Origin of the sequence: Bacteroides sp. (assembly GCF_019417265.1) — a bacterium.
Classification (GTDB): domain Bacteria; phylum Bacteroidota; class Bacteroidia; order Bacteroidales; family Bacteroidaceae; genus Phocaeicola.
In genome coordinates this window covers 1-26,893 of the sequence record NZ_DXVR01000032.1, presented here as the reverse complement: position 1 = coordinate 26,893, position 26,893 = coordinate 1, and the positions used below count along the sequence as shown (strand labels likewise).

The window sequence follows — 26,893 nt, the reverse complement described above, 5'->3', positions numbered from 1 at the left end:
GGATTCGAACCTAGAAAAACAGGACCAGAATCTGTTGTGTTACCATTACACCATAGCCCAATATTTATGTTGTTTGTCATCCGTTTTTGTTTGACGCTGCAAAGGTACAACTTTTTTGTTACATTCAAATAGTTTTGCCGTTTTTTTTTCGAAAAAAATCGTGTTTTCCTCGCTTTTTCCTCTTTTGATAGAGAATAAATATGAAATTCGCTCTAAAAAATACAAAATATAAAAGAAAACTTCATCTATATTTCGCGGAATACAGAAAAGCAAGTATATTTGCTATACAATTAATAAAAAGAGTATATATATTTTTAAGATAATGGACGAAACCAAGAATTTATTAGAAAAAATAAAAGAAAGCATTCAAGAGAAGAAAGGTAAAAATATAGTGATAGCAGACCTTACTGAAATTGACGACTCTATATGTAATTATTTCGTTATATGCACCGGTAATTCGCCAAGCCAGGTTGCAGCTATTACAGATTCCATAAAAGACTATGTCAGGATTGAAGCAGGAGTTAAGCCTTTTGCTATCGACGGGATAAAGAACATGCAGTGGGTGGCAATCGATTACGGAGAGATAATAGCACACGTATTCCTTCCTGAGCAGAGGGATTTCTATAATCTGGAACATTTGTGGGCCGATGCAAAGCTGACAAGAATTCCTGATTTGGATTAATAAATTTTCATTTTACAATTTAAGATTTTCGACTGTACATGAACAATAATACTAATAAACCAAAGATTAATGTGCCTAAACCGAATCTGAGTTGGTTATATATCGTTATAGCTATGGTTATAGGCTTCTTATATATTACAAGTGATGAAGGAAGTATGAGTAAGGAAATTACTTATACTGAATTCAAGAATATGGTAAGAAAAGGCTATGCTGATAAAATCATTGCATACGACAACAACACTGTAGATATGTTCATCAAGCCTGAAAACATAGTTGATGTTTTCAAGAAAGATGCCAATAAAGTCGGCAGAAGTCCTTCTGTAAAGGTCCTTGTTGGTTCTATGGAGTCATTGGAAAAATTTCTTGACGAAGAAGAAAAGAATGGTAATTTTACCGGTTCCATAGAATATGAAAAGGACAGCGACTATTTTGGAGTAGTATTTTGGAATCTCCTTCCTATTGTATTCTTTGTTGGATTATGGATTTTCATCATGCGCCGCATGGGAGGAGCCGGCAACGGAGGAGGAGCAGGAAATGTGTTCAATGTCGGTAAAAGCAAAGCTCAGCTTTTTGAAAAAGGTGCAAACAGAGTGACATTCAAGGATGTTGCCGGACAGACTGCTGCCAAGCAGGAAGTGCAGGAAATAGTCGAGTTCTTGAAACAGCCGCAGAAATATACTGAACTTGGAGGTAAAATTCCAAAGGGTGCTTTGTTGGTAGGCCCTCCGGGAACAGGTAAGACTCTTTTGGCAAAGGCTGTTGCAGGCGAGGCTGATGTTCCGTTCTTCTCAATGTCAGGTTCGGATTTCGTTGAAATGTTTGTAGGTGTCGGTGCATCAAGAGTGCGCGACCTGTTCAGACAGGCAAAGGAAAAGGCACCATGTATTATATTCATCGACGAAATCGATGCCGTTGGTCGTGCCAGAGGTAAAAATCCGAGTATGGGTGGAAATGATGAAAGAGAAAACACTCTTAATCAGCTTCTTACAGAAATGGACGGATTTGGTACAAACAGTGGTGTCATTATATTGGCTGCTACCAACAGAGCCGATATCCTTGATAAGGCATTGCTTAGAGCAGGACGTTTCGACAGACAGATTCATGTTGACTTGCCTGACTTGAACGAAAGAAAAGAAGTGTTCGGCGTTCATATACGTCCTTTGAAACTTGATGATACCGTTGATATAGATTTATTGGCAAGACAGACACCGGGATTCAGCGGTGCCGATATAGCCAATGTTTGTAATGAGGCAGCACTTATTGCAGCACGTCATAACAAACAGTCTGTCAGCAAGGATGATTTCATGGCTGCCATCGACAGAATAGTGGGAGGTCTTGAAAAGAAGACTAAGGTTATGACTCAGGCCGAAAAGAGGTCTATTGCCTTGCACGAGGCAGGACATGCCACTATATCATGGTTCCTCGAATATGCCAATCCATTGATTAAGGTTACTATAGTTCCTCGAGGAAGAGCTCTTGGAGCTGCCTGGTATTTGCCTGAAGAAAGACAAATCACTACCAAGGAACAGATGCTTGACGAAATGTGTGCTACCCTTGGAGGACGTGCTGCTGAAGAATTGTTTATCAAGCAGATTTCTACCGGAGCGATGAATGACCTTGAGCGAGTTACAAAGCAGGCTTATGGAATGATAGCATATGCAGGTATGAGTGATAAGCTGCCTAACCTGTGCTATTATAATAACGATGAATACAGTTTTAACAAACCGTATAGCGAACATACTGCCGAACTTATAGACAGCGAAGTGAAGAAGATGATAGCAGAGCAGTATGAACGTGCGAAAGCTGTTCTTACAGAGCATAGCGAAGGTCATAATAAATTGGCAGACTTGCTTATAGAGAAAGAAGTGATTTTTGCCGAAGATGTAGAAGCTATATTCGGTAAGCGTCCTTGGGCCTCACGTTCGGAAGAGATTATGGCCGAAACACAGGTTGAAGGACCGGAAGTGAAAGGTATTGAAAGTAAAGAAGAGGATAAACAGGAAGAAGCTGTTTAAACAGGTACAGAAATAAAAACTGTAGGATAAATATAACGCAATAAGGAACAACAAATATATTCCCTAAACCATGAAAAAAAATTTTATTATAAGACTTTTAACCGGTACTGTCTTCGTTGCCGTATTGGTGGGATGCATACTGAGTGGTCCAATACCATTTTCTGTGCTGTTTGCTATAATATGTGCAATGACTATCAATGAGTTTGGGAATATTATGGAGAAGAGCGGTCTGGCACAGATTAACAGGCCTATAGCCATGCTGTCCGGCGTATTTCTGTTTTTGGGTTTTGCATACCTTGGAGTATCGCCGGGCTCGACAGAAATTCTGATTCCGTATCTGTTCCTGCTGTTATATGTATTCATTAGTGAGCTATACAAAAAGAAAGAGAATCCTGTAAACAATATTGCGTACTCCATGATGGCACAGCTGTATATAGCTTTGCCGTTTGCAATGTTGAACATACTTGCTTTCTTCTCTTCAGGCGAATCAGAAAGCTCCGTTTACAGTTACATCCTTCCGTTGTCGATTTTTATTTTCACATGGATAAACGATACCGGAGCCTATTGTACAGGTGTGCTTTTCGGCAGACACAGACTCTTTGAGCGCATATCACCTAAGAAATCGTGGGAAGGCTGGTTCGGAGGTTGTGCATTCAGTATTATAGGTGCTGTAGTGATAGCCAAGTACTTTCCTATATTGACTATGGCTGAATGGATAGGACTTGCGGTAACGATAGTTGTATTCGGTACATGGGGTGATTTGGTTGAATCACTCATCAAGAGAAGTATAGGTATAAAGGATTCCGGCAATATACTGCCCGGACACGGAGGCCTGTTGGACAGGTTTGACAGTACCTTGCTGGCTGTTCCGGCTTCTGTAGTTTACTTATACATCATTTCCATGCTGTAATGATGTATAAGTAAATTCTATTCTGTTTCTAATATTTTTTCTCAGCGTGTTATAACTTTAGAAGATACAGAAATAGTCCATAAGGTTCTTTTTGTATTTTCGTGACACTGTCACCTCTTTTACGTTCTCGAAAGGCTGGTAGAGGATACAATAATTATCCTGAATCATCACGAGATAATCCATGTTCACTATGTACGATTGATGTACCTGGATGAAACTCTTGTTGAACGAACAGAGAAAATCAGCCGAAACATTCCTTCTGAGAGCTACGCTTTCACCCGTCACTAGTACGGCCTCCCATATTTTCCTGTCAGAGATATGTCTGAAGAATCCGACATCAGCAGTTTTTACCATGCGCATTTCCCCTGTAGGCAGTATTACCATGAATGAAGATTCACGGTTTGTATCCTGTATCACAGGCTTTTCCTCCTGTACAGCCTTTATTTCGTATTCCAGAAGGAATCTTGAAATCATAATCTCAAACTCCTTTTTGTCTATCGGTTTCAGAAGGAAGTCGAAAGCACTGTTTCTTAAGGCATTTATCATGTATTTATCGTGAGCCGTGTAAAACACCACCCTCATAGTCCATGTAATGTCGTCCGATACTTCCGACAGCAGTTTCATGCCATACATTTCAGGCAGTTCTACGTCCAGAAAGAGTAAGTCAGGCATGACATCTTTTATCATCTCTATCCCTGTTGTCGCATTTGCTGCCACACCCTCCACATGGAATCTTGGAAATCTTTTCAGCTGTTCGACAAGGGCGTTGGCTGAATCTCGCTCATCATCTATTATTGCAACCTTGAAAAAAACTGCCATACTTATTTTCTGATTTTATATGAATACCCTTCAGGAATTGAATAACTGATTTCACAGCCCGTTTCATCATTTTCAAGACTGACGTTTGATATCTTCATCTGAATAGGTTTTTTGTTATACATATTAAGCAACTGTATTGTATGTGTTATCACTTTCAGTCCCGTGCCTGTTCCCCGGTTTGCACTGTTAGGTCTGAATCCACCGCCATTGTCTGTCACGGTAATTCTAATCATATCATCGTTTTTCCATACTTTAATCCATAGTCTTTTGTTTCCTTCCTTGATTTTCAGAGCGTGTTTCAGTGCATTTTCCACCGGTATCTGTATCAGCATGGACGGTATAAGTATATCCTTGCAGTCTGTTCTGTCATCTGTCGAAATCTCGTATGAGAAATCGTCCCCCATATTCTGTTCCTGCATTGATATATATGTACGGACAAAATCCAGTTCGTCGGCAAGGCTGATGGACAGCTGGCCTGTAAGTTCGAGATTCTTGCGTATCAGTTTGGACAGATTGACGAGATTGCTTTTGTCGATGTCGTCAGTATATTTTGCCACTTCCCTGTTCAGGACATTGAATATGAAGTGTGGTGAAATTCTGTTTCTCACGCTTTCAAGCCTCAGTGAACTGATATCGGCCTGCATTCCCCAAATCTTCATGTCGATTTTCCGCTTTCTGTATATGATAAAGAATCCCGATGCGGATATTATCAGGAGCATGCCGAGGAACAGAACCGTAATCCATTGGCGCAGTACGATAACCTGGTTTTCCTTTTCCTTTATGAAAACTTCCTTTTTCATCAGCGTACTGTCTTGTCTGTATTTGAGTGAGATTTCTGCCGAGCGCATTTTTATCCGTTCGTTTCTTATGGAGTCATCAATGAATGCATTGGCTCTCTGGAAATAATACGCCTGCTTGTAGTCGCCTTTTTCCTCGAAATAATGCTGCAGATATCTGTTTCTGATGTGCAGCATGTTGGGCTCTATCATCTTAGGTTTTACTGCCTTTAATAGAATTTCCGATGCCTGTTTTACGTTCCCTTTCTTCAGAGCCAGCTCTATGAGCTGTGTTTCGATGTAGTACAGTGCAGAGATATGATTTATGCTCTTGAAGAAAGAATAACAGTCTTCAAGGTAGATAGAGGCAGAATCTGTTTCGTTCATAAGCAGAAACACTTCTCCCATGTTTACCTTTGTCAGATTGCGTTCGAAGTCCATATCCTTACGCTTGTCCGTCAGCTGCATTATCTTGCGGAAATACTCTAAGGATTTGGGATAGTCGCCACGGTAATAATAGGAGTTTCCTCTGTTGTTCAGATATATATGTTTTTCGTATGGCAGCATCTGGTCGTAAAAACGTCCGGACAAATCATAGTAATGGTCGCACTGACTGTAGTCGCGCAGCTCCATATATACCTGCGCGAGTCCGTAGTACGACGGAAAACGTTTGGTTTCAGCTATCATAAGTGTGTCCGAAAGGAGCAGCGATTTTCTGTACCAGTATGCACCCATATCGAATTTACCGCTTCTCACATATGCGTCTGCCAGATTGATGGAGATGTCTACAAGGCTCTGCGATGCTCCCATATGGGATGAATACCTGTATGCTTTCCGGAAATAAACTATGGCAGAATCGATTATGGACCTTCTGCTATAGAAGTTTCCCCACATGTTGTTCACTCTTGACAGCATATTGTAGTCCGCCATTCCTTCCTGATTCGTCATGTTGTAATGGTTTTCTATACTGTCAAGCAAAATCCTCACAGAATCATATTCAGACAGAAACAGCATGGCTTTTGATTTCGTCAGAAGAAGCTTATAGCGTTCGTCTGTGTCTGTTCCAGGCAATATACTGTCTATTTTTCTTACAGTGATATTAGGATTTACCCCTATCAATGATTCAACTTGTGCTATATAATTCTCGTTTTCTTTACCGTCTGTAGTAGTTTCTTTTTTGGAAATACAACCGGTATATATCATTGGAAGTATTAGCAGAGATATAATAAAATAAAAAGTTTTATACATGGTTTTCTTTTCCTTTTTTATACTACAAAGGAATAAAAAAACACAATAGAATGCAAAAAGTATAATTATATATTTGGGATAAAAATAATACTTTTATAGATTTTGTATAAACGTAAATTTGCAGATGTGCGTCCATAGATTATGAAACGCTTTTTCATAGATAGCGGAACACGTTCGTGTTCCGCGCGTGTCACGTATGTGTTCCGCCCGTTACACGTTCGTGTTCCACGCGTGACACGTACGTGTTACGGTTTCTGTGCCGAAGAAAAATCTCATTGATGACGAAACGCAAAAAAAGAACGCCGGCAAGACCTGATGTCCTGCCGGCGTTGGCTATATCCGGTATTCTAATCTTCTGATTATCCGATATTCTTAACCTTGATAAGGTATTCTGCTATCTGTACTGCGTTAAGAGCGGCACCCTTCTTAATCTGGTCGCCTACAATCCAGAAAGTAAGTCCGTTTTCGTCTGCCAAATCCTTACGGATACGACCAACGTAAACAGGATCCTTGCCTGCAAGGAACAATGGCATAGGATATTCCTTTTCAGCAGGATTGTCCATAAGAACAAGTCCTTCGCCCTTAGAGAATGCCTCGCGAGCCTCTTCTACTGATACAGGACGTTCTGTTTCAATCCAGATGCTTTCAGAGTGAGAACGAAGAGCAGGAACACGTACACAAGTTGCACTTACCTTAACGTCAGAGTGCATGATCTTGCGTGTTTCGTTATACATCTTCATTTCTTCTTTTGTATATCCGTTATCTGTGAACACGTCAATCTGAGGAATCAGGTTGAAGGCGAGCTGGTAAGCGAACTTTTCAACTGTTACAGGCTCGTTGGCCAATACCTGACGATACTGTTCGTAAAGTTCGTCCATAGCGGCAGCACCCGCACCGCTGGCAGCCTGATATGTTGATACGTGAACACGCTTTATATGTGTAAGGTTTTCGATAGCCTTAAGAGCTACAACCATCTGTATAGTAGTACAGTTAGGGTTTGCAATGATACCGCGAGGACGGTTCAGTGCATCCTCAGCGTTAACTTCAGGAACTACCAATGGTATATCGTTGTCCATACGGAAAGCACTTGAGTTGTCTATCATTACTGCTCCGTACTTGGTGATTGTTTCTGCAAATTCTTTTGAAGTACCGGCACCGGCAGAAGTAAAGGCGATGTCTACACCTTTAAAATCATCGTTGTGCTGCAGAAGTTTGACTTCGATTTCTTTTCCACGGAATGTGTATTTTCGTCCTGCACTACGTGAAGAACCGAACAAAACTAATTCATCCAAAGGAAAATTTCTTTCTTCGAGCACACGCAGGAATTCCTGTCCTACGGCTCCGCTCGCACCGACAATTGCTACTTTCATTTTTTTCTTTAAACTTTAATTGTTAATAAAAACATCATTTTGTCCGCAAAAATAGAATATTTTGGAATATCATGTAGAAAAATCGCGAGAAATTTTATATTTTTGTCTCAATTTGTATATATATTAAATGTTTATGAAAGATTTGCTTGGCTTAACCGGACTTGGTATCAACCTTCCTATAACTGATCCTACGTGGATTTTCTTTTTGGTGCTTGTCATTATACTGTTTGCTCCTATTATAATGGGTAAACTCAGAATACCTCATATCATAGGTATGATATTGGCAGGTGTAATAGTCGGCGAATACGGATTCAATATATTGGAACGCGACAGCAGCTTCGAGCTTTTCGGCAAGGTAGGACTACTTTATATCATGTTTCTTGCCGGTCTGGAAATGGATATGGACGATTTCAAGAAGAACCGGACCAAAGGTCTTGTGTTCGGATTCTGGACATTTGTCATCCCTATGGCTTTGGGTATCGCTACGAGTATGTGGCTGCTGGATTTCTCACTGGTCACTTCGGTGCTTCTGGCAAGTATGTATGCCAGCCATACGCTGATAGCCTATCCTATAATAAGCCGATACGGTCTGGCGAGGATTCGAAGCGTGAGTATAACCATTGGAGGTACGGCCGTGACAGTGCTTTTGGCGTTGGCCGTGCTTGCCGTGATAGGCGGTATGTATAAGGAAGAAACCGTAGGCAGTATGTACTGGGTGCTGCTTGTGGTGAAGGTTCTTGCACTTGGAGCATTGATTATCGTTGGTATGCCGCGTCTTTGCCGCTGGTTCTTCCGCAAATACGATGACAGCGTGATGCAGTTCGTCTTTGTCCTGTCGATGGTTTTCCTTGGAGCAGGACTTATGGAGCTTGTCGGAATGGAAGGTATCCTCGGTGCGTTTATGGCCGGTCTGGTGATAAACAGATATGTACCTCATGTGTCTCCGCTGATGAACCGTCTGGAGTTTGTAGGTAATGCGCTGTTCATTCCTTATTTCCTTATCGGAGTGGGTATGATAATAGATGTGCGCTGTCTTTTCACAGAAGGCGAAGCGTTGAAAGTGGCTGTTGTTATGACGGTGGTTGCAACTATCAGCAAATGGCTTGCAGCATGGATTACGCAGAAAACCTTCAGGATGAAAAAGAGCGAATGCACTCTGATTTTCGGATTGAGTAATGCTCAGGCTGCCGCAACACTGGCTGCAGTGCTTATCGGTCATGATATTATTCTCCCTACGGGCGAAAGACTGCTCAACGACGATGTGCTGAACGGTACTGTCGTGATGATTCTCTTCACCTGCATTATAAGTTCTGTGGTGACCGAACGTGCTGCAAAACGTATAGTGGCAGAAGAGCATAACGGCGAGGCAGATACAGACAAGAAGAAAAATGACAAGGAGAATTTCATGATTTCAGTGGCCAATCCTGATACGATAGAAGGCTTGGTGAATATGACGCTTATGATAAAGCATCCTAAACAGAAGAAAGAGCTTGTAGCCCTGAGCGTGATTAATGACAACAATACATCCGAGGCCAAGGAAATGATGTCGAAACGAAATCTGGAAAAGACATCAATCATAGCATCGGCCGCAGATACTTCTGTCAGAACGGTGTTGAGATACGATATGAATATCGCACAGGGTATCATTCATACGGCGAGGGAGAATGACATCACTGATATCATTATAGGTCTTCACAGAAAGACAAACATGCTTGATTCATTCTTCGGAACAATGACAGAAAACCTGCTTTCAGGCACTCACAGACAGGTTATGATTGCCAAATTCCTTGTTCCTGTCAATACGTTGAGGCGTATAATCGTGGCAGTGCCGAAGCAGGCAGAATTCGAGGCCGGTTTCTCCAAGTGGGTGGTACAGATGTGCCGCATGGGTAAGATTTTGGGATGCAGGGTATATTTCTATGCTTCCGAACAGACATTGGCATATCTGAAAAGGATAATAAACAGAGAAGAAGCCAATACTTTCTCTATGTATTCCGTGCTTGAAGATTGGGATGACCTGCTGCTGCTTACGAGCCAGATGGCATACGACCATCTCTTCGTGATAGTTTCGGCCCGTAAAGGTTCTATATCTCACCAGCAGTCCTTCGACCAGCTTCCGGGACAGATTTCAAGATATTTCTCGAACAACAGTCTGCTGATGATTTACCCTGACACATGGGGTGACCCTGAAGAAATCATGTCGTTCTCAGAACCTCGACGCGCAGTCAGTTCGACGGCATACGATACTGTGATTAGTAACCTGTATAAATGGTTTAAGAAAGAGTAACAGATGAATACCGAAAATAATAGAGAGTGGCAGCAGCGCACGGAACTGCTGTTGGGAAAGGACAGGATGGAGCATCTCAGAAACTCGCACGTGCTTGTTGTGGGCCTTGGAGGAGTAGGAGCATATGCGGCCGAGATGATTTGCCGTGCCGGAGTAGGGAAGATGACAATAGTGGATGCCGATACCGTACAGCCGAGCAACATAAACAGACAGTTGCCGGCCTTGCATTCTGTGATAGGACGTCCGAAGGCGGAAGTGCTTGCCGGGAGATTCAAGGATATCAATCCGGACCTGGAACTGACAGTACTTCCTGTATATCTGAAGGATGAGGCTATACCGGAACTGTTGGACAGTGCGAAGTTTGATTTCGTTGTAGATGCCATAGATACGGTTGCGCCCAAATGCTACCTTATATATAATGCACTGAAGCGCGGTATAAAGATAGTCAGCAGTATGGGAGCAGGAGCAAAGAGCGATATCACTCAGGTGCGTTTTGCCGATTTGTGGGAAACGTATCATTGCGGACTGAGCAAGGCAGTGAGAAAGCGTTTGCAGAAAATGGGTATGAAACGCAAGCTGCCGGTAGTGTTCAGCACTGAACAGGCCGACCCGAATGCTGTTATATTGATAGATAACGAACAGAACAAAAAGTCTACTACAGGTACTGTCAGCTATATGCCGGCCGTGTTCGGATGTTATCTGGCAGAATATGTAATACGAAAAATCTGATTAAGCGATGATACAGATAGAAGGAATAACAAAAAGTTTCGGACAACTTCAGGTTCTCAAGGGAATAGACCTTAATATCGACAAGGGTGAAGTGGTAAGTATCGTAGGTCCGAGCGGTGCGGGTAAAACCACATTGCTTCAGATAATAGGAACACTCGACAGGGCTGATTCAGGACGTGTGATAATCAACGGTACAGACGTGAGCCGTATGAAGGAGAAGGAACTCTCAGCTTTCAGAAACAGGGAGATAGGTTTCGTATTCCAGTTCCATCAGTTGCTTCCGGAGTTTACCGCACTTGAGAATGTCACCATTCCGGCTATGATAAAAGGTGTGTCGGCTCATGACGCACGCAGGCAGGCTCTCGATATGCTGAAGTTTCTCGGACTTTCGGACCGTGCATCGCATAAGCCGGCCGAACTTTCCGGAGGTGAGAAACAGAGGGTAGCCGTTGCAAGGGCTTTGATGAACAATCCTTCTGTGGTATTGGCCGACGAGCCGTCCGGAAGTCTTGACACTAAGAACAAGGAGGAACTGCACAACCTGTTTTTTGAACTGCGCGACAAACTTGGCCAGACTTTTGTAATTGTCACCCACGATGAAGGACTGGCAAGTCAGACCGACCGTACCATTCATATGCTGGACGGAAGGATAGTTTAGTGTTAATGAATAATTAAAAATCAATAATTAAGAATTAGGACAATCAAACTTAAGTTCTAACAACTAAAAACCAACAACTATATATATTATGAGTCATATTAAATTGGGAGAATATAACCTTCTGGAAGTCGTAAAGGAAGTAGATTTCGGGGTTTATCTTGATGGCAGCGAAGATGGCGAGATACTGTTGCCTACACGTTATGTACCTCAGGGATGCAAGCCTGGTGACGTACTGAATGTGTTTATTTATCTCGATATGGACGAGCGTCTGATAGCAACTACCTTACAGCCTTACGTTAAGGTAGGCGAGTTTGCCTGTCTTGAAGTGGCATGGGTGAATCAGTATGGCGCTTTCCTCGACTGGGGATTGATGAAAGACCTTTTCGTGCCTTTCCGCGAACAGAAGATGAAGATGCTGAAAGGAAATTCGTATGTGGTTCATGTTCATCTCGACGAGGACAGCTATCGTATCGTTGCATCAGCAAAAATAGAGAAATATCTGTCTAAGGACATGCCTGAATATAATGCAGGCGATGAAGTGGAAATCCTGATATGGCAGAAAACAGACCTTGGATATAAAGTCATCGTCGACAATAAATTCGGCGGTATGATTTTCAAGAACGAGATATTTACCGATGTGCGTATAGGTATGAAGATGCCGGCTTATATAAAACAGGTACGTCCGGACGGTAAAATAGACCTTGAACTTCAGAAGGGTGGAGTGAAGAAGGTAGAGGATTTTGCAGACACTCTTTTGGAATACATACGCGGCAACGGCGGTTCCACACCTTTGAATGACAAGACAGAATCCGATGTTATTTACAATACATTCGGTGTCAGCAAGAAGACATTCAAGAAAGCTGTAGGCGACCTATACAAGAAACGCCTTATAGTGCTTGAAGGTGAGCAGGGAATACGCTTGGCTTAAGGATAATAAAAAAACGACAATATTCTATCAGTTCAGGACTGTCAGATATTGTCGTTTTTGTGCGTTTTGTGAATATGACTTTTTATTTCAGAGTCAGAGGTACCCCCCTGTAGAAGTCAAGAATCTTTGTTCTGAATATATAGTCATATTTGGCTTGAAGCCTTTCTGATATGGCTTTCATCCAACTTGTACGGCTTTCGTTGTATTCCGTTGCGTTTGCTTTGCCTTCCGCGTATTTCTCTTTCATCAGATTGAAAGAAGCTTCCGCAGCCTGGTCGGCAGTAAGGCTGCTTTCATATCTGCTTTCAGCTCCTATGGCGTTATAGTATGCCTGCTGTATTTCCTTGTAGAGAGTTTTCTTGCTGTCTTCAAGCTGCCAGTTCAGTGTGTTCTGCTGTATGCGTGCGCTTCTCACCTGGTTTCTTGTGCTGAAGCGGTTGAATATAGGGATGTTCAACTGAAATCCGAAGTATTGGCTGAAGTTGTCCCTTAACTGAGAACCGAACAGTGAATTTTTCATACCTGCCACTTTATAGTAGTTTGTACTCAGACCGGCTCCGAAACTGAGCTGTGGATAGTATGCGCTTTTCGCTATCTTGACAGATTTTGCTGCACCTTCCAGTCTGTATTGGGCTGCTTTGATGGAAGGTTTGAACAGTACAGCATGGTTGTAGAGATCTGTAGGCGAAGTAATGCTGCCCATATATTCTTCCATGTCGGCTTGTGGAGATACTATAGAGAAATTGTCCGGTGAAGGCAGTTCAAGCAGCTGGCTCAAATCGAGTAAGGCCAGTTTGTAATTGTTGTCAGCCTGTACGGCCGAAAGCTGGTCCTGTGCCACTCTTGACTTTGCTTCAAGCCATTCGGCTTCAGATGCTTTGCCTGTCTTGAAATATGCCTCCTTTTGTGCGAGCATTTCCTTACTCAGTTCCACTTGCAGATGTGCCACCTGCGCAAGTTCCTCGTTGAAAAGAACCTGAAGATAGGCTGAGGCTACCTGTATGCTTATATCCTCCTTGGCCTTGCTCAAATCCTCGGTAGCAGCCTGAAGATTCAGTTTGGCAAGTGCGATATTGTGTGTGATTTTCAATCCGGTGAAAAGCGGAATGCTTGTATTCAGATTGAATGCCGTATTCTGTGTGTTCAGGCTCTTGTATGTATTGTCGGCCTGAAGGCTTCGTCCGAAATTGAAAGAGTGTGATGCGCTACCGTTCAGGTCTGGTAGTCTGCTCCATTTTGCAGTGTTAAGCTCTACTGCACTTTGCTCCTTCGATGCTTCCTGCTGCTTTATGCTGAGATTGTTTTCTATGGCATGGGTGATACATTTCTCCAAGTCCCATTTCTCTTGGGCGCAGACATTGGCAGAAAGCAGAACCATCAGTGCAGAAGCTGTCATTATTCTGTTCTTCATATCAGTTCTTTGTTAAACTGTTTCACATTATTCTTTTTTGAGTCCGCGGACAAGGTCATTTTCCTTAAGTCCTGACTTTACTTCTACGTTTATTCCGTCGCTTACTCCGGTAGTTACAGTCTTACGCTCGAATTTCTGGCCGGATACGCTGTCTGTAAGCAGGAACACAAAGGTAGAGTCGCCTTTGAATTCGAGTGCGCTTTCCGGTATGCTGAGAACATTGTTTGCTCTTTGAAGTTCCATTTCTGCATTGGCGCTGTAGCCTGAACGGATTGTAACATTGTCAGGAACATTTATTGCAGCCTTAATCTCAAACTGATTTGCACCGTTGTTTTCCGCACTCTTCGGCGAAATGTATTCCAAGGTTGCACTGAAAACCATGTCCTGCAATGCTCCTAATGTGATTTTTACAGGTATTCCGACTGCTATTTTCCCTACTTCTGTTTCATCTACATTTCCGCGGAATATAAGGTCGCTCATATCGGCTACGGTTGCGATGGTAGTACCGTCATTGAAAGTATTACTCATGATAACAGAGTTACCCACCTTGATAGGTACATCGAGGATAAGCCCGTCGATAGTGGAACGGATTAGTGTACTGCTGAACGAGGCACTGTTTTTTGTGATACCTTCCTTTATGATTTCCAGGTTATCCTTTGCAGCCTGTATCTCTTCGCGAGCCTGTTTTGTAGTGAGCAGTGTCTTCTCATACTCTTCAGTGCTTACGAGCTTCTTCTCATACAGCTTTTCTATTCTTTCCAAATCAATCTCGGCCTGACGTCCGTTCATCTCAGCCAGACGTACACGGCTTTCTGCCGAGTTGAGCTGTCCCAATTCAGGGATAACCTTAACTTTGGCTATTACTTCTCCTTTTTTCACGTTCTCGCCGGCCTCCTTGTAGACTTCTGATATGATACCCGAAATCTGTGGCTTGATTTGTACTTCATCTCGAGGCTCTATCTTTCCTGTTGCTACAGTGGTCTGAACTATGTCGGACTTGACTACTTTAGACAGATTGTATTCAACGTCTTTTGGCTGTGATTTCTGATAGAGATATACGAAAGTTCCAAGGAACAGCAGTGCTATGACTACCATTATACCTATTCTGATAAATTTCTTCATATAATTTGGTTTTTGAGTTTTTAAGTTTATTGACCTTTGACTGTTTAATTCTTAATCTTTCATTCTTAATTATTAATTCTCCATCACTCATCCCTGATAGCCTCAATAGGCTTTATTGCCATGGCACGGAAGGCAGGTGCCAGTCCGGCCAACAGACCTAATATCAGCAGTAATATGCAAGCTCCGATAGCTCCCCAGAAACTTATCTGGAAGTGTGCGGCGGATGTAGGAGAGGAGAGTGCCTGTTCTACAATATTTAGCAGGAATACCGCAAAAGATATTCCACTCATTCCGGCTATTATCGTAAGTACCATACTCTCTGTAAGAATCTGGCTCAGTATATCATTGGGACGTGCTCCGATGGCTCTTCTGATACCTATCTCGGTAGTCCTTTCCTTTACTGTCACCATCATGATATTGCTCACGCCGATGGCTCCTGCCAGTAGAGTACCGAGTCCGACCATCCATCCGAGAACCTCTATACCTGAGAACAGATTGTCCATCATGCCGAACATGGCTTCAGCGTTTACGCTGATTACAGCCTGCTTGTCGTCCGGATGTACGTTATGTGCACGTTTGATGACAGATTCCACTTTTTTCTGAATCTCGCTTACAGAATATCCTTTCTTTACCGTAAAACTGAGCATCTGTATCTTGTCGCCATAATTGTAGTTGTTCTGCATAGTGGAGAAAGGAATAATGATAGATGTTTCCGCCTGTCCCTGTACTGACATATTTCCGGCAGCCATATTTACACCTATCACCTGATAGTAAATTCCATTCACCTCAATGTATTTTCCACATGGATTGTTCTTGTCTGGGAAAAGACTTTCGAATATTCTGCTTCCAAGAACACACACCTTCCTTTTGTTCACAATATCCATATCGTTGATATAACGCCCCATCGTGATTTGCGGTTCCTCTATCTTTGCGTATATTGGATAAAGACCTTTCAGAGTGCCGGAAGTCTTGTTTTCGTTGTAGACCATGTCTATTCCCCATTTTGTAATGTTTGGAGTCACAACTTCTATTTCCGGTACGCTTCGGCGTACTCTTTCCACATCGGTATTCGTAAGTTCCCAGAAGCGTCCCTGCTGGAAACCTTTGTATGCCTTGCTTGTCTGGTTTGTACCCATGAAGCCGGAGTTGGTGGCAAATCCTACGAACTGCTTTGCCATAAGATCCTGTACACCTTTTGTTCCGCCCATAAGAGCTACAAGCATGAATATACCCCAGAAAACCCCGAAAGCCGTAAGCAGGCTTCGAGTCTTGTTTCTTGTTATGGTGAGGAATATTTCCTCGCATGTATCCAAATCAAATCTTCTCATAATCAGTCTGCTCTAAGTGCTTCAATAGGTCGTATCATCACAGCCTTTCTTGCAGGGAACAGTCCGGCAAGTGTTCCGGCTATGATAAGTGTCAGTGTGGCCTGTATGGCAATCGTTATGTCTACAGTCGGGTTTTCAAAGAATGTCATCGAGAAGACACCGGCATCTACTATCTGCTTTCCGGCTACTACATTCATATATTCCGTAGCTGCTATTCCGGCCACCATTCCTATATATCCGAAAAATGTGGTTATGACAACACTCTCCGAGATGATAAGCCATAGTATGGAGGCCGGTTTTGCTCCGAGAGCCTTTCTTATTCCGAATTCATGAGTTCTTTCCCTCACAGTTATAAGCATGATATTGCTTACACCCACTATTCCGCTCAGCAGGGTGAATATACCTATTACCCATATTGAAATGTTGAGGATATTAGTAGCCGACTGTTGCTGCAGATATTGTGTGAATCTGTTCCATATCCATATCGCGCTGTCGTCGTCAGGAGCAAAGTTATTGTTTTTGCCTATTGCAGCACGGTACTGTTTCTCGAACTCATCGTTGCTCATCTGGTCGGTAAGCCCTTCGGTGGCAAATATAATGTTTTCTATACTGTCGCCTTTGCTGTAAATCAGCTGTAGAGTACTGAACGGAACCAACGCGCTTGGCGAGAAACTGTTCTGGTCGGAATATATTCCTACTACCTGATACATAACCCCCTGCGAAGTAATATATTTACCTATTCCTTCCGACTTTGGAAACAGAATGTCTGCCGTTTTCTGATGAAGGACTATCACTTTCCTCATTTCCTCCATATCGCGCTTGTTGATGAACCTTCCTTTTACGAGTTTCATAGGTTCCATTTCCATATGATTCGGGAATACTCCGTTGATGGTTATGCTTACATTTTCTTTCCCGTAAGTAAGTATTCCGCTATGGCTTGTGGTTGCTCCTACAGTGGTAATATTGTTCTTGAAACGTTTAGAGGTGATTTTCATGTCACTCTCATTCAGAGATATGTTTCTTCCCTCGTTTAGTCCGTTGTAGGCTTTCGATGTCACTCCAGGATAAATCTTCATGGAATTCATCTTCATGTCTGCCGACTGGTTTTCGAATGCGTGTATCAGTCCGTTTCCGGCTCCTAAAAGGACAATAAGCATGAATATTCCCCAAGCTACTGCAAATCCCGTCAAGGCCGTGCGCAGCTTGTTACGCATTATCGTTCCGTATATTTCCTGAATAAGATCTGTCATTTCCCTATGTGTTATTTCATGAATCCGTTCTTGCCGAAAGGTGATGCGTTGTGGTCTATGTTGTCTTCTACCTTTTCTATTATACCATCCTTGATATGGATTATCTTGTTAGTCTGGTTCGCCACTCCGCTCTCGTGAGTCACTATTATTATCGTAAGTCCTTCTTTCTCGTGAAGCTCTTTCAGAATGTTCATTACCTCAACAGAAGTCTTGCTGTCAAGCGCCCCTGTAGGTTCGTCGGCCAGTATTATTTCCGGTTTGGAGATAAGGGCCCTTGCTATTGCGACCCTCTGTTTCTGTCCTCCTGAGAGTTCGTTCGGCATATGGTGTGCCCATTCCTTCAGTCCCAATTTGTCAAGATACTCCATTGCGAGTTCGTTTCTTTTCTTTCTGCCCACTCCCTGATAATATAATGGAAGTGCAACATTTTCCATCGCATTCTTGAACGATATCAGGTTGAACGACTGGAATATAAACCCAATCATTCTGTTTCTGTATTCGGCAGCTTTGGTTTCACTGAGGTCCTTTATCAGCACACCGTTCAGTGTATATTCCCCTGTATCATAGTTGTCAAGTATTCCCAGTATATTAAGTAATGTGGACTTTCCTGAACCTGATGCTCCCATGATAGATACAAATTCCCCTTTTTCTATATCAAGGTTTATACCCTTCAATACATGAAGAGGAGCACCGTTGTGATACGTCTTGTTTATGTCTTTCAGATGAATCATTTTGTCAGTGGATTAGTAAATACGCGGCTAATTTATGAAAAAACTTATATATTCGGATTAATATTTATTTGAAAAATTTGTGTGATTATTGCCAATTGTATATTTTTGTCTCAATAATTAACCCTAAACAATAAATGTCATGACTGTAAATATGGAAAAACCCTATGTGGTTGGTATGGACATCGGCGGTACTAATACCGTTTTCGGTGTAGTTGATTCTCGTGGAAACGTTTTGGCTTCCGATTCAATCAAAACTCAGGAATACGATGAAATAGAAGCATATGTAGATGCTGTTTGCAAAAAGCTTATCCCTCTTTTGCAGCAGTTTGGCGGTGCTGAGAAGTTTAAAGGAATGGGTGTAGGTGCGCCTAACGGTAACTATTATAAAGGAACAATCGAGTTCGCTCCTAATCTTCCTTGGAAGGGAGTTATTCCTTTGGCTGCCATGTTTGAAGACAAGTTGGGAATCCCTACAGCTCTTACAAACGATGCCAATGCAGCTGCAATCGGTGAAATGACTTACGGCGCTGCACGCGGATTGAGAGATTTCATCATGATTACACTTGGTACAGGTGTAGGTAGTGGTATCGTAGTAAACGGCCAGCTGGTATATGGCCACGATGGTTTTGCCGGTGAGCTTGGTCACGTGATTGTAGAACGCGACGGTCGTATCTGCGGATGCGGACGCAAGGGTTGTCTTGAAACTTATTGTTCTGCTACAGGTGTTGCACGTACAGCACGCGAATTCCTTGTAGCACGTTCTGAACCAAGTTTGCTTAGAGAAATTCCTGCAGAAGAAATTGTTTCGAAGGATGTATATGATGCTGCAATCAAAGGCGATAAACTTGCTCAGGATATTTTCGAATATACAGGAAAGATTCTCGGTAGAGCTTTGGCTGACTTTATTGCATTCTCAAGTCCGGAAGCTATCATCCTGTTCGGTGGTCTTGCAAAGGCTGGCGATCTTATCATGAAGCCTATCCAGAAAGCTATGGATGAGAATGTTCTTAAGATTTATGCCGGTAAGACTAAATTGTTACTTTCACAGCTTAAGGATGCCGATGCTGCCGTTCTCGGTGCAAGTGCATTAGGTTGGGAAGTTAAGGAAGACTAAAGATTTCTTCTTATATTTCAAGTGCTCATCAGGTTTTATATTGACATTGCCTGATGGGCACTTTCTTTATATCCGTAATTATCAGTTTTTACGTTTCTTCCATATGTATGGGCGCAATACATAATAGCTGAAGATGCTTCCCAATACTACTCCGGTGATATTTGCCAGAAAATCCATCCAGTCGCCACCTCTTGTTTCCGTGAGTGTGGCCTGTCCTATCTCTATAAGTCCGCTCATAATAATAGGACATATTACTCCACCGATTATCAGATGCTTCCTGATTAAGGGAAAATGCTGTCTGAGATGCTCCGACCACAGTATTACGGTCAGTCCTCCGTACATGCATATATGAACCACTTTGTCTATATTCTTTATCTCGCTGATGGATGTCTGTGGTGGTTTGAAAAACGACAGATACAATATTGCAGCTATTACTAAAATAGACAGCGGATAACGCTTTAAATATGTAATCATGTTGTAAATATTAATTTTCTCGCCAAAAATATGATATTTTTCGTACATTTGTGCCGTAAAACAGTTCTATTTATCATTTAATATGTTTTTTATGCAACATCATCACGACAGAGTTAGTTTTGGAAGTAAATTGGGAGCGATATTGGCGGCGGCAGGTTCGGCAGTGGGATTGGGTAATATATGGCGATTCCCATACGAGGCAGGCAATCACGGTGGTGCAGCTTTCATTCTTATATATTTAGGATGTATATTTATATTCGGTCTGCCTATTATGGTGGCAGAGTTTACCATAGGCCGTAGCGCAAAGGCAAGTACAGGAGGTTCGTTCAGTGTGTTGGCACCGGGAACGAAATGGAAGTGGGTAGGCTATCTCGGTGTACTTACCGGTTTTCTTATATTGGGATATTATTCGGTTGTGGCAGGATGGACTTTGGAGTATCTGCTTCAGGCAGCCATAGGAGGATTCGAAGGTAAGAATGCCGAAGGATTTATAGCCATGTTCAATGAGTTTTCTTCCGACCCCTTGCGTCCGATAATATGGCTTACTGTCTTCATGCTTCTTACCCACATTGTGATAGTGAAGGGAGTAAAGAACGGTATCGAGCGTTCTTCCAAGGTTCTGATGCCTGTACTTTTTATACTTGTGGTTCTTTTGGCGATATGTTCCGTTACGCTTCCCGGAGCGGAGAAGGGACTGGAATTCCTTTTCAAGCCTGATTTCAGTAAGGTGACTCCTGAAGTCTTCCTCGGTGCCATGGGTCAGGCTTTCTTCTCCATGAGCCTTGGTATGGGATGTCTGTCCACTTATGCTTCATATTTCGGCAAGGATACACGACTTGGCCACACAGCGATGAGCGTAGGTATAATAGATACTTTTGTAGCTATTCTGGCAGGCATTATCATTTTCCCGGCAGCATTCTCCGTAGGTATAAATCCTGGTTCAGGTCCTTCGCTGATATTCATAACCTTGCCGAATGTCTTCCAGCAGGCTTTTTCCGCAGTACCATTCCTTGCTATTGTATGTGCCATGGCATTCTATCTGCTTCTTGCGTTGGCAGCATTGACATCAACCATTTCGCTTCATGAGGTTTCTACAGCATTTCTTCACGAAAAGTTCGGGCTTACGCGAGGAAGGGCAGCTACTATAGTATCTTTAGGCTGCTGGACGATAGGTGTGGTTTCATCATTGGCATTGGGCGAATGGAGCGGATTCAAGATAGCAGGCATGAATTTCTTCGATGCCCTCGATTATCTGACTGCAAAAATTATGCTTCCCGTTTCCGGTATGTTGTCAGCCATTTTTGTAGGCTGGGTGCTCAATAAGGCTATTGTCAAGGGAGAGGCTACCAACTATGGTGCTTTGAAACCGACATATTATCCTCTGTATATCTTTATTCTGAAGTTTATAGCACCTTTGGGCATAATGCTTATCTTCCTCAATGAATTGGGATTATTCTAACTGATAATTCTCGATATGTGGAAAGACTGGTTCTTCTATACACGCAGTCAGCGCAGAGTTATTGTGCTGTTGCTGATTATCCTTGTTCTGCTTCTGTTTCTGATGGTAGGAGAGAAGGCGAACAAGGACAAGGTGGAAATTGCCGCAGAACCATTGCTCATAGCCGACTCCCTTTATTGTAAGATTGAAAAGGAAAGGCAGGAACGCGAACGGAATTATAAGAACAGGACTTACAGAAAGAATGAGTGGACAGCATTTGAGAAAAAGAAATCCCCGGATACTGTTGTGTATGAGGTAAGGAAGCCAAAGAAAGACTCATTGAGATTTCCCGGACAGGAAAAATACTCTGCCGGAATTGTCATAGATGTGAACAGTGCTGATACTTCAATTCTGAAAAAGATACCCGGTATAGGAAGAGTCATTTCCAAAAATATAGTAAGTTACAGAAACCGTTTGGGAGGTTTTTATGATGTCGGACAGCTTCTTGAGGTAAAATATGTAGACTCTACTTTACTCGTGTGGTTTCAGGTGAAATCAGATGTTTTCCGTAAGATAAATGTCAATAAAGCAAGTATAGAAGAGTTGCGTTCCCATCCATATATGGATTTCCATAAGGCAAAGGCAATTGTCGACTTCAGACGCAAACGCGGACGCATCAGCGGGATGTCGCAGATATCGATGTTCAAGGAATTTTCCGACGGGGATATAAGCAGACTAAGCCATTATTTCACATTTGAATAATCCGTGATTATAGTTTATCAGCCGTTCACCGGCTGTTCAGTGAATGTTTACTGAACGGTTGGCGAACGGCTGATGAACATTTATTTCTCCACAGTATATCCGGCAGCTTTCGCTATCAGTGCCGGAATCTGAGTGTTATCCAGTCTGCCGCTGAAGTTTCCGGCTCCTGCACCGATGGCAAACACAGGTACATATCCGGCCGAGTGTCCGCCGCTGGTCCATCCTATGAGGGCAGTTTCGCTTATTATACGTTTAGCTTCCGCTGCAAGAGCTTCATCCTGTGCATATTCGCTTTTCTCCATTTTTGCCTTCTGGCCTTTCAGAGTCTTTTCATAGACACTTAAAAGACGTTCCTTCTGTTTCTCGGTCAGCTTTATTTCATCCCAGAAGCCGAAATTCTTTTCCAAAGATTCTTTTACAGCTTCCCATGGAACATTGTTCTTGTATTTCTTGCGCATAGCATTCAGTACCTTTGTGAATCCGCTTTCGCTCATTTCCTGGCTTTCAAGAGCTTTCAGGTTGAGTTTGTATTGTCCTGTACCCAATACTATACCGCCTGTTTCATGGTCGGCAGTCACTACAATAAGAGTTTCGTCCGGATGTTGCTTGTAGAATTCATAAGCTATTTTGATTGCATTATCAAAATCCTGTACCTCGCGGAAAGCTGTTGCCGCATCATTGCTGTGGCAAGCCCAGTCTATTTTTCCGCCCTCTACCATCAGGAAGAACCCCTTGCTCATATCTTTCGACAGGAAGTCGATGGCTGAACGTGTGATATCCTCGAGCGACAAATCCTTTTCTGTTCTGTCAATAGCATATGGAATGGCGCTTCTGTCTTTCTCCGATGCTTCCTTGCTCTGGAAAAGAATCATTTTGTCAACTTTGTCGCTTTTCTTTGTATATTCATTATAACCTCTGGCTATGCAGTAACCATATTCGTCGGCCATCTTGTAGAGGTTTTTAGCGTTTTTGTCTTTTTTGTTTTCCGGTTCTACAAAGTCTGAACCTGCGTAGAAATCAAATCCGGCTCTGTACAGGTCGGCACCTATATTATAATAGCTGCTTCGTCCGGCTTCGTGAGCATAGAAGGCAGCAGGAGTAGCATGGTCTACACTGACGCTTGTTGCGATACCGACTCTTCTGCCACTGTTTTTTGCCCATACGGCAACACTGTTTACCGGTGTTTCCAAGTCTTTCAATACTCCTATGGCACCGTTCTTGGTCTTGTTTCCTGTAGCCAAGGCAGTTCCGGCAGCTGCCGAGTCCGTCACACCGTTGGTGGCAGAAAATGTAGTAGCCACAGTAGATACCGAGAATTGTGTAAAGCATAGCGGAGAGATGCCTATTTCTCCTTTGAGTTCACCCTGGAAAAGCTCAGTTCCCTGAACCTGATTTACACCCATTCCGTCGCCAATGAAATAAAATACATATTTGGCCTGTTGCGCAAAGCTCCAATTGCACGAAAGTAATACAAGAGCAAATAAAAGATTGAATTTTTTCATAATGATATGTTTGTTTTTTTATTCGAACAAATGTAAGCAATAATATTCAGAATATCAAATTATAGCGTTTTTTTTTATACTGAGTGGTACATTGCGCATGTTTTGGAGTTTGAATATTACAAACAGATTATTTTATGATTGAAAGATATATTCTACCAGTACTGTTTTTACTTTTTTGCGTTTCGTGCGACAAGCAGTCTGAATCGCCCGAAGATGATATGGCTGTAAGGCTTTTTGTAGAAGTTGGAGGTAAATCCCAGACTAAAACCGTTACGGAAACAGATGGAACGGTCACATTCTCTGGTGGCGATAAGTTGGGTATGTTCGTCCTGCCGGGGAATACTCCTGTGATGTGGTCATATCAGAACTCGCGTTGGGTATCCTCCGTATCAGTAGAGTGGGAAAACCGTACGGATGATTTTGAGTTTCTGGCCTATTATCCATGCGATGAAGTTTCCGGAGTGACACCTGATGCAGTGCCGATGCCTGATTTGTCCGAACAGTCCGGCAGTCTGAAGGATATCGGCGATAAGGATTTTCTTGTCGGCAGGGTAGTGGCGTCCTATGCTGATAACAACGGAACAGTATCGTTCTCCGGTGATAATTCCCTGAAACATGTCTATTCGCTTCTTTATCTTAGCGTTGTGGGAGATGATTTGTCGAATCCGCTTACCATAACCGGATGTACATTTACGGGTAAAGGAATAGTAACTCCCCATACCTATTCGTTTGATTCCGCTTCCGGAGGAATGATTGCTTCCGGCAGCCCTGGCGGTGATGTCCTTACCATAGAGGATTTGCCTTCGCATGACATAGCAGTCCTGATAAACCCAGTTTCGTTGGACAGTTCTCTGAGTTTCACCATACGCTATATCCGTAGCGGGCAGGAATATGAGGCCGGGGCAAGCCTGGGAACAGCTTTTTCAGGAGGAAGTTTTCATAAGATAACTCTCAGACTTGTCGATGGCAAATTGATTATGACGGGCAATGATGTAAGCGATTGGAACGTAATAACCCTCGATGATATAGTATTAGTTGGTACTTCTGCATAATATATTGTCATTATATTGTAACACATAAAGAATTTTCTTGTAATTTTGCACTTTCAAAATCATTTAGAAACTCTTTTAATTATTAGTTGCAAGTATGAAAGCACTGAAGGAACGGATATTGCGCGACGGAAAATGTTTTGAAGGTGGTATCCTTAAAGTTGACAACTTTATCAATCATCAGATGGACCCTATTCTGATGAAATCCATGGCGGTGGAATTTGTAAGGCGTTTTGCCAGTACAAAAATTAACAAAGTGCTGACCATCGAAGCCAGTGGTATCGCTCCTGCCATTATGGTGGGCTATTTGCTCGAACTCCCTGTGGTTTTTGCCAAGAAGAAGAAACCAAGCACAATGGAGAACATGATTACCACTACGGTTTATTCATTCACGAAAGACAGAAACTACGATGTCTGTGTAAGCAGTGATTATCTGTGTCCGGGCGACAAAGTGCTTTTCATCGACGATTTTCTTGCCAACGGTAATGCCGCCAAAGGTATTATCGACCTCGTAAACAAGGCCGATGCCGAGTTGGTTGGAATGGGATTCCTTATCGAAAAGTCATTCCAGCATGGAGGCGAACAGCTCAGAAGTATGGGTGTACATGTGGAATCGCTTGCGATTATTGAAAGTCTTGACGATTGCAAGATTGTTCTAAAAGAAGATTAAAAACCCAATAACTCAAAAAACTAACATCAAAAAATGGAAAATGAACAGAATGTAGCCCCTGGCGAGGGGCTGATTTACGGACTTAACGACCGCCCACCTTTGAAGGACACCATTTTTGCGGCCCTGCAGCATCTGCTGGCCATTTTCGTGGCAATCATTACTCCTCCGCTTATCATTGCCGGAGCATTGGGACTTGACATCGAGACAACAGGTTTCCTTGTTTCCATGGCACTTTTCGCATCAGGCGTTTCTACTTTCATACAATGTAGGAGAGTAGGACCTATCGGTTGCGGACTTCTTTGTATTCAGGGAACAAGTTTCTCTTTTATAGGTCCTATCATCTCTGCCGGACTGACAGGAGGATTATCCTCTATCTTCGGAGCTACTATAGCAGCCTCTACTGTGGAGATGCTTATCAGCCGCGTATTGAAATACACACGTAAGATTATCACTCCACTGGTGTCAGGTATCGTGGTAACACTTATCGGTATGAGCCTTATCAAGGTAGGTATATCTGCCTGCGGAGGTGGCGTAACGGCGCAGAACGACGGTACTTTCGGAGCATTCCAGCATGTAGGACTTGCAGCCCTTGTACTTGTGCTTATCATAATATTCAACCGCAGTTCAAACCGCTATCTCCGTATGAGTTCCATCGTTATAGGTCTTCTCGTGGGATATGTAGTTGCATGGGCTTTGGGTATGGTGGATTTCTCGTCAGTACAGAGCTACGGCGGTTTCAACATTCCTGTACCTTTCAAATACGGAATCTCGTTCGATATCTCTGCCATCATCGGTCTGGGACTTGTCTATCTTATCACAGCCATTGAGGCATATGGCGATGTGACTGCCAATTCGCTTATCTCAGGCGAGCCTGTAGAAGGGGAGAAGTTCGTAAAGCGTGCTTCGGGAGGTATCCTTGCCGATGGTTTCAACTCTATGCTTGCAGGTATCTTCAACTCTTTCCCTAACTCTATTTTTGCGCAGAACAACGGTATGATTCAGCTTACCGGAGTTGCCAGCCGATATGTGGGGTATTTCATTGCAGGATTCCTTATCCTGTTAGGACTGTTCCCTGCTGTAGGTCTTGTGTTCTCGCTTATGCCTGAACCTGTACTTGGAGGTGCCACTCTGCTGATGTTCGGTACTGTGGCAGCTGCCGGAATACGTATTATCGCTTCTCAGAAGATTGACAGAAAGGCTACTTTGGTTATGGCATTGAGCTTCTCTTTCGGTCTTAGTGTTGAGCTTGTTCCGGAGATACTTTCACAGTTGCCTGAAACTGTGAAGAACATCTTCTCTTCGGGTATTACTACCGGTGGACTTACTGCTATTTTAGCTAACATCCTGATAAGAATAAAGGAATAATACTCTTTTAGATATCTATATTATGCGATGACTGTTTCCTTATGGGCGGTCATCGTTTTTTTTATACCCTGAAATAGTTGGCGTCATACGTTCGTGTTCCGCCCGTTACACGTTCGTGTTACGCAAACTTCTTGCAGACGAAACTGAAAAGACAAGCTTTGTAAGTTTTATATATCATGAGTCGATCACGGCTCTTTCATTTAAGCTTAGATAAAGGTACATAATTCCCCCACCCACTTCTTATGGGAAGCAGGA

Annotated in this window: 23 protein-coding genes; 13 read left to right on the top strand and 10 right to left on the bottom strand. The window is 42.8% G+C overall.

Going from position 1 to position 26,893, the window contains the following annotated elements; translation table 11 throughout:
- Positions 1-322: 322 nt before the first annotated feature.
- The 3 genes from rsfS to QZ379_RS05910 all read left to right on the top strand — a co-directional run bounded on the left by rsfS (position 323) and on the right by QZ379_RS05910 (position 3,607).
- A complete protein-coding gene (gene rsfS / locus QZ379_RS05920; RefSeq protein ID WP_291560901.1) occupies positions 323-682 on the top strand; it encodes a ribosome silencing factor in 360 nt (119 codons plus the stop codon).
- A gap of 38 nt (positions 683-720) precedes the next feature.
- A complete protein-coding gene (ftsH, locus tag QZ379_RS05915; protein ID WP_291560895.1) occupies positions 721-2,697 on the top strand; it encodes an ATP-dependent zinc metalloprotease FtsH in 1,977 nt (658 codons plus the stop codon).
- A 70-nt stretch (positions 2,698-2,767) separates the two neighbouring features.
- Positions 2,768-3,607, top strand: a complete 840-nt coding sequence (locus tag QZ379_RS05910) for a phosphatidate cytidylyltransferase (RefSeq protein WP_291560889.1) — start codon at positions 2,768-2,770, stop codon at positions 3,605-3,607.
- A gap of 57 nt (positions 3,608-3,664) precedes the next feature.
- Here QZ379_RS05910 and QZ379_RS05905 read toward each other — a convergent pair whose 3' ends face one another.
- From QZ379_RS05905 to QZ379_RS05895, 3 genes are all read right to left on the bottom strand, one after another.
- Entirely contained in the window at positions 3,665-4,426 is a 762-nt protein-coding gene (locus QZ379_RS05905; protein WP_291560879.1) for a LytTR family DNA-binding domain-containing protein, read from the bottom strand.
- Positions 4,427-4,428: 2 nt separating this feature from the next.
- On the bottom strand, positions 4,429-6,405 hold the full coding sequence (locus QZ379_RS05900) for a histidine kinase (RefSeq protein WP_291560876.1): 1,977 nt from the start codon (positions 6,403-6,405) through the stop codon (positions 4,429-4,431).
- A gap of 404 nt (positions 6,406-6,809) precedes the next feature.
- The gene (locus QZ379_RS05895; protein ID WP_291560868.1) at positions 6,810-7,820 is read right to left on the bottom strand and encodes an aspartate-semialdehyde dehydrogenase; all 1,011 of its coding nucleotides are present in this window, start codon (positions 7,818-7,820) and stop codon (positions 6,810-6,812) included.
- Positions 7,821-7,953: 133 nt separating this feature from the next.
- Here QZ379_RS05895 and QZ379_RS05890 point away from each other — a divergent pair, with 133 nt between their 5' ends.
- The 4 genes from QZ379_RS05890 (at position 7,954) to QZ379_RS05875 (ending at position 12,422) form a co-directional block, all read left to right on the top strand.
- Positions 7,954-10,107 (top strand): cation:proton antiporter, encoded by a 2,154-nt coding sequence (locus QZ379_RS05890; protein WP_291560846.1) that lies wholly within the window; start codon positions 7,954-7,956, stop codon positions 10,105-10,107.
- A 3-nt stretch (positions 10,108-10,110) separates the two neighbouring features.
- Positions 10,111-10,836 carry a tRNA threonylcarbamoyladenosine dehydratase gene (locus QZ379_RS05885; protein WP_291560835.1) on the top strand — a complete coding sequence of 242 codons (726 nt, stop codon included), beginning with the start codon at positions 10,111-10,113 and terminating at the stop codon, positions 10,834-10,836.
- Positions 10,837-10,843: 7 nt separating this feature from the next.
- Positions 10,844-11,494, top strand: coding sequence for an ABC transporter ATP-binding protein (locus QZ379_RS05880; RefSeq protein WP_291560829.1), 651 nt, complete (start codon positions 10,844-10,846; stop codon positions 11,492-11,494).
- Positions 11,495-11,582: 88 nt separating this feature from the next.
- Positions 11,583-12,422: a S1-like domain-containing RNA-binding protein gene (locus tag QZ379_RS05875; RefSeq protein WP_291560823.1), complete on the top strand. Its 840-nt coding sequence runs from the start codon at positions 11,583-11,585 to the stop codon at positions 12,420-12,422.
- An 82-nt stretch (positions 12,423-12,504) separates the two neighbouring features.
- Here the strand turns inward: QZ379_RS05875 and QZ379_RS05870 are convergent, their stop codons facing one another.
- From QZ379_RS05870 to QZ379_RS05850, 5 genes are all read right to left on the bottom strand, one after another.
- Positions 12,505-13,833, bottom strand: coding sequence for a TolC family protein (locus QZ379_RS05870; protein WP_291560817.1), 1,329 nt, complete (start codon positions 13,831-13,833; stop codon positions 12,505-12,507).
- A gap of 27 nt (positions 13,834-13,860) precedes the next feature.
- Positions 13,861-14,955, bottom strand: a complete 1,095-nt coding sequence (locus QZ379_RS05865) for an efflux RND transporter periplasmic adaptor subunit (RefSeq protein ID WP_291560810.1) — start codon at positions 14,953-14,955, stop codon at positions 13,861-13,863.
- An 83-nt stretch (positions 14,956-15,038) separates the two neighbouring features.
- Positions 15,039-16,283, bottom strand: a complete 1,245-nt coding sequence (locus QZ379_RS05860; RefSeq protein WP_291560805.1) for an ABC transporter permease — start codon at positions 16,281-16,283, stop codon at positions 15,039-15,041.
- Between the two features lie 2 nt (positions 16,284-16,285).
- Complete coding sequence (locus tag QZ379_RS05855; protein ID WP_291560798.1) at positions 16,286-17,533, bottom strand: ABC transporter permease; 1,248 nt, start codon at positions 17,531-17,533, stop codon at positions 16,286-16,288.
- Positions 17,534-17,544: 11 nt separating this feature from the next.
- Positions 17,545-18,264 (bottom strand): ABC transporter ATP-binding protein, encoded by a 720-nt coding sequence (locus QZ379_RS05850; protein ID WP_291560792.1) that lies wholly within the window; start codon positions 18,262-18,264, stop codon positions 17,545-17,547.
- A gap of 139 nt (positions 18,265-18,403) precedes the next feature.
- On the opposite strand from QZ379_RS05850, the gene QZ379_RS05845 reads away from it, so the two are divergent.
- Entirely contained in the window at positions 18,404-19,378 is a 975-nt protein-coding gene (locus QZ379_RS05845; protein WP_291560761.1) for an ROK family protein, read from the top strand.
- 81 nt (positions 19,379-19,459) lie between these two features.
- On the opposite strand, the gene QZ379_RS05840 is transcribed toward QZ379_RS05845, so the two are convergent.
- Positions 19,460-19,852, bottom strand: a complete 393-nt coding sequence (locus QZ379_RS05840) for a VanZ family protein (RefSeq protein ID WP_291560750.1) — start codon at positions 19,850-19,852, stop codon at positions 19,460-19,462.
- A gap of 91 nt (positions 19,853-19,943) precedes the next feature.
- Between QZ379_RS05840 and QZ379_RS05835 the strand changes: the two genes are divergently transcribed.
- Together QZ379_RS05835 and QZ379_RS05830 are read left to right on the top strand one after the other, a co-directional pair.
- Entirely contained in the window at positions 19,944-21,311 is a 1,368-nt protein-coding gene (locus QZ379_RS05835) for a sodium-dependent transporter (RefSeq protein WP_291560746.1), read from the top strand.
- A 15-nt stretch (positions 21,312-21,326) separates the two neighbouring features.
- Complete coding sequence (locus tag QZ379_RS05830) at positions 21,327-22,052, top strand: helix-hairpin-helix domain-containing protein (RefSeq protein WP_291560733.1); 726 nt, start codon at positions 21,327-21,329, stop codon at positions 22,050-22,052.
- An 80-nt stretch (positions 22,053-22,132) separates the two neighbouring features.
- Here the strand turns inward: QZ379_RS05830 and QZ379_RS05825 are convergent, their stop codons facing one another.
- The gene (locus QZ379_RS05825) at positions 22,133-23,554 is read right to left on the bottom strand and encodes an alkaline phosphatase (RefSeq protein ID WP_291560727.1); all 1,422 of its coding nucleotides are present in this window, start codon (positions 23,552-23,554) and stop codon (positions 22,133-22,135) included.
- A 134-nt stretch (positions 23,555-23,688) separates the two neighbouring features.
- Here QZ379_RS05825 and QZ379_RS05820 point away from each other — a divergent pair, with 134 nt between their 5' ends.
- The 3 genes from QZ379_RS05820 to QZ379_RS05810 all read left to right on the top strand — a co-directional run bounded on the left by QZ379_RS05820 (position 23,689) and on the right by QZ379_RS05810 (position 26,638).
- Positions 23,689-24,606 (top strand): fimbrillin family protein, encoded by a 918-nt coding sequence (locus QZ379_RS05820; RefSeq protein ID WP_291560721.1) that lies wholly within the window; start codon positions 23,689-23,691, stop codon positions 24,604-24,606.
- Positions 24,607-24,700: 94 nt separating this feature from the next.
- Positions 24,701-25,273: a xanthine phosphoribosyltransferase gene (gene xpt / locus QZ379_RS05815; protein ID WP_291560715.1), complete on the top strand. Its 573-nt coding sequence runs from the start codon at positions 24,701-24,703 to the stop codon at positions 25,271-25,273.
- A gap of 33 nt (positions 25,274-25,306) precedes the next feature.
- Entirely contained in the window at positions 25,307-26,638 is a 1,332-nt protein-coding gene (locus QZ379_RS05810) for a nucleobase:cation symporter-2 family protein (protein WP_291560708.1), read from the top strand.
- Positions 26,639-26,893: the final 255 nt, after the last annotated feature.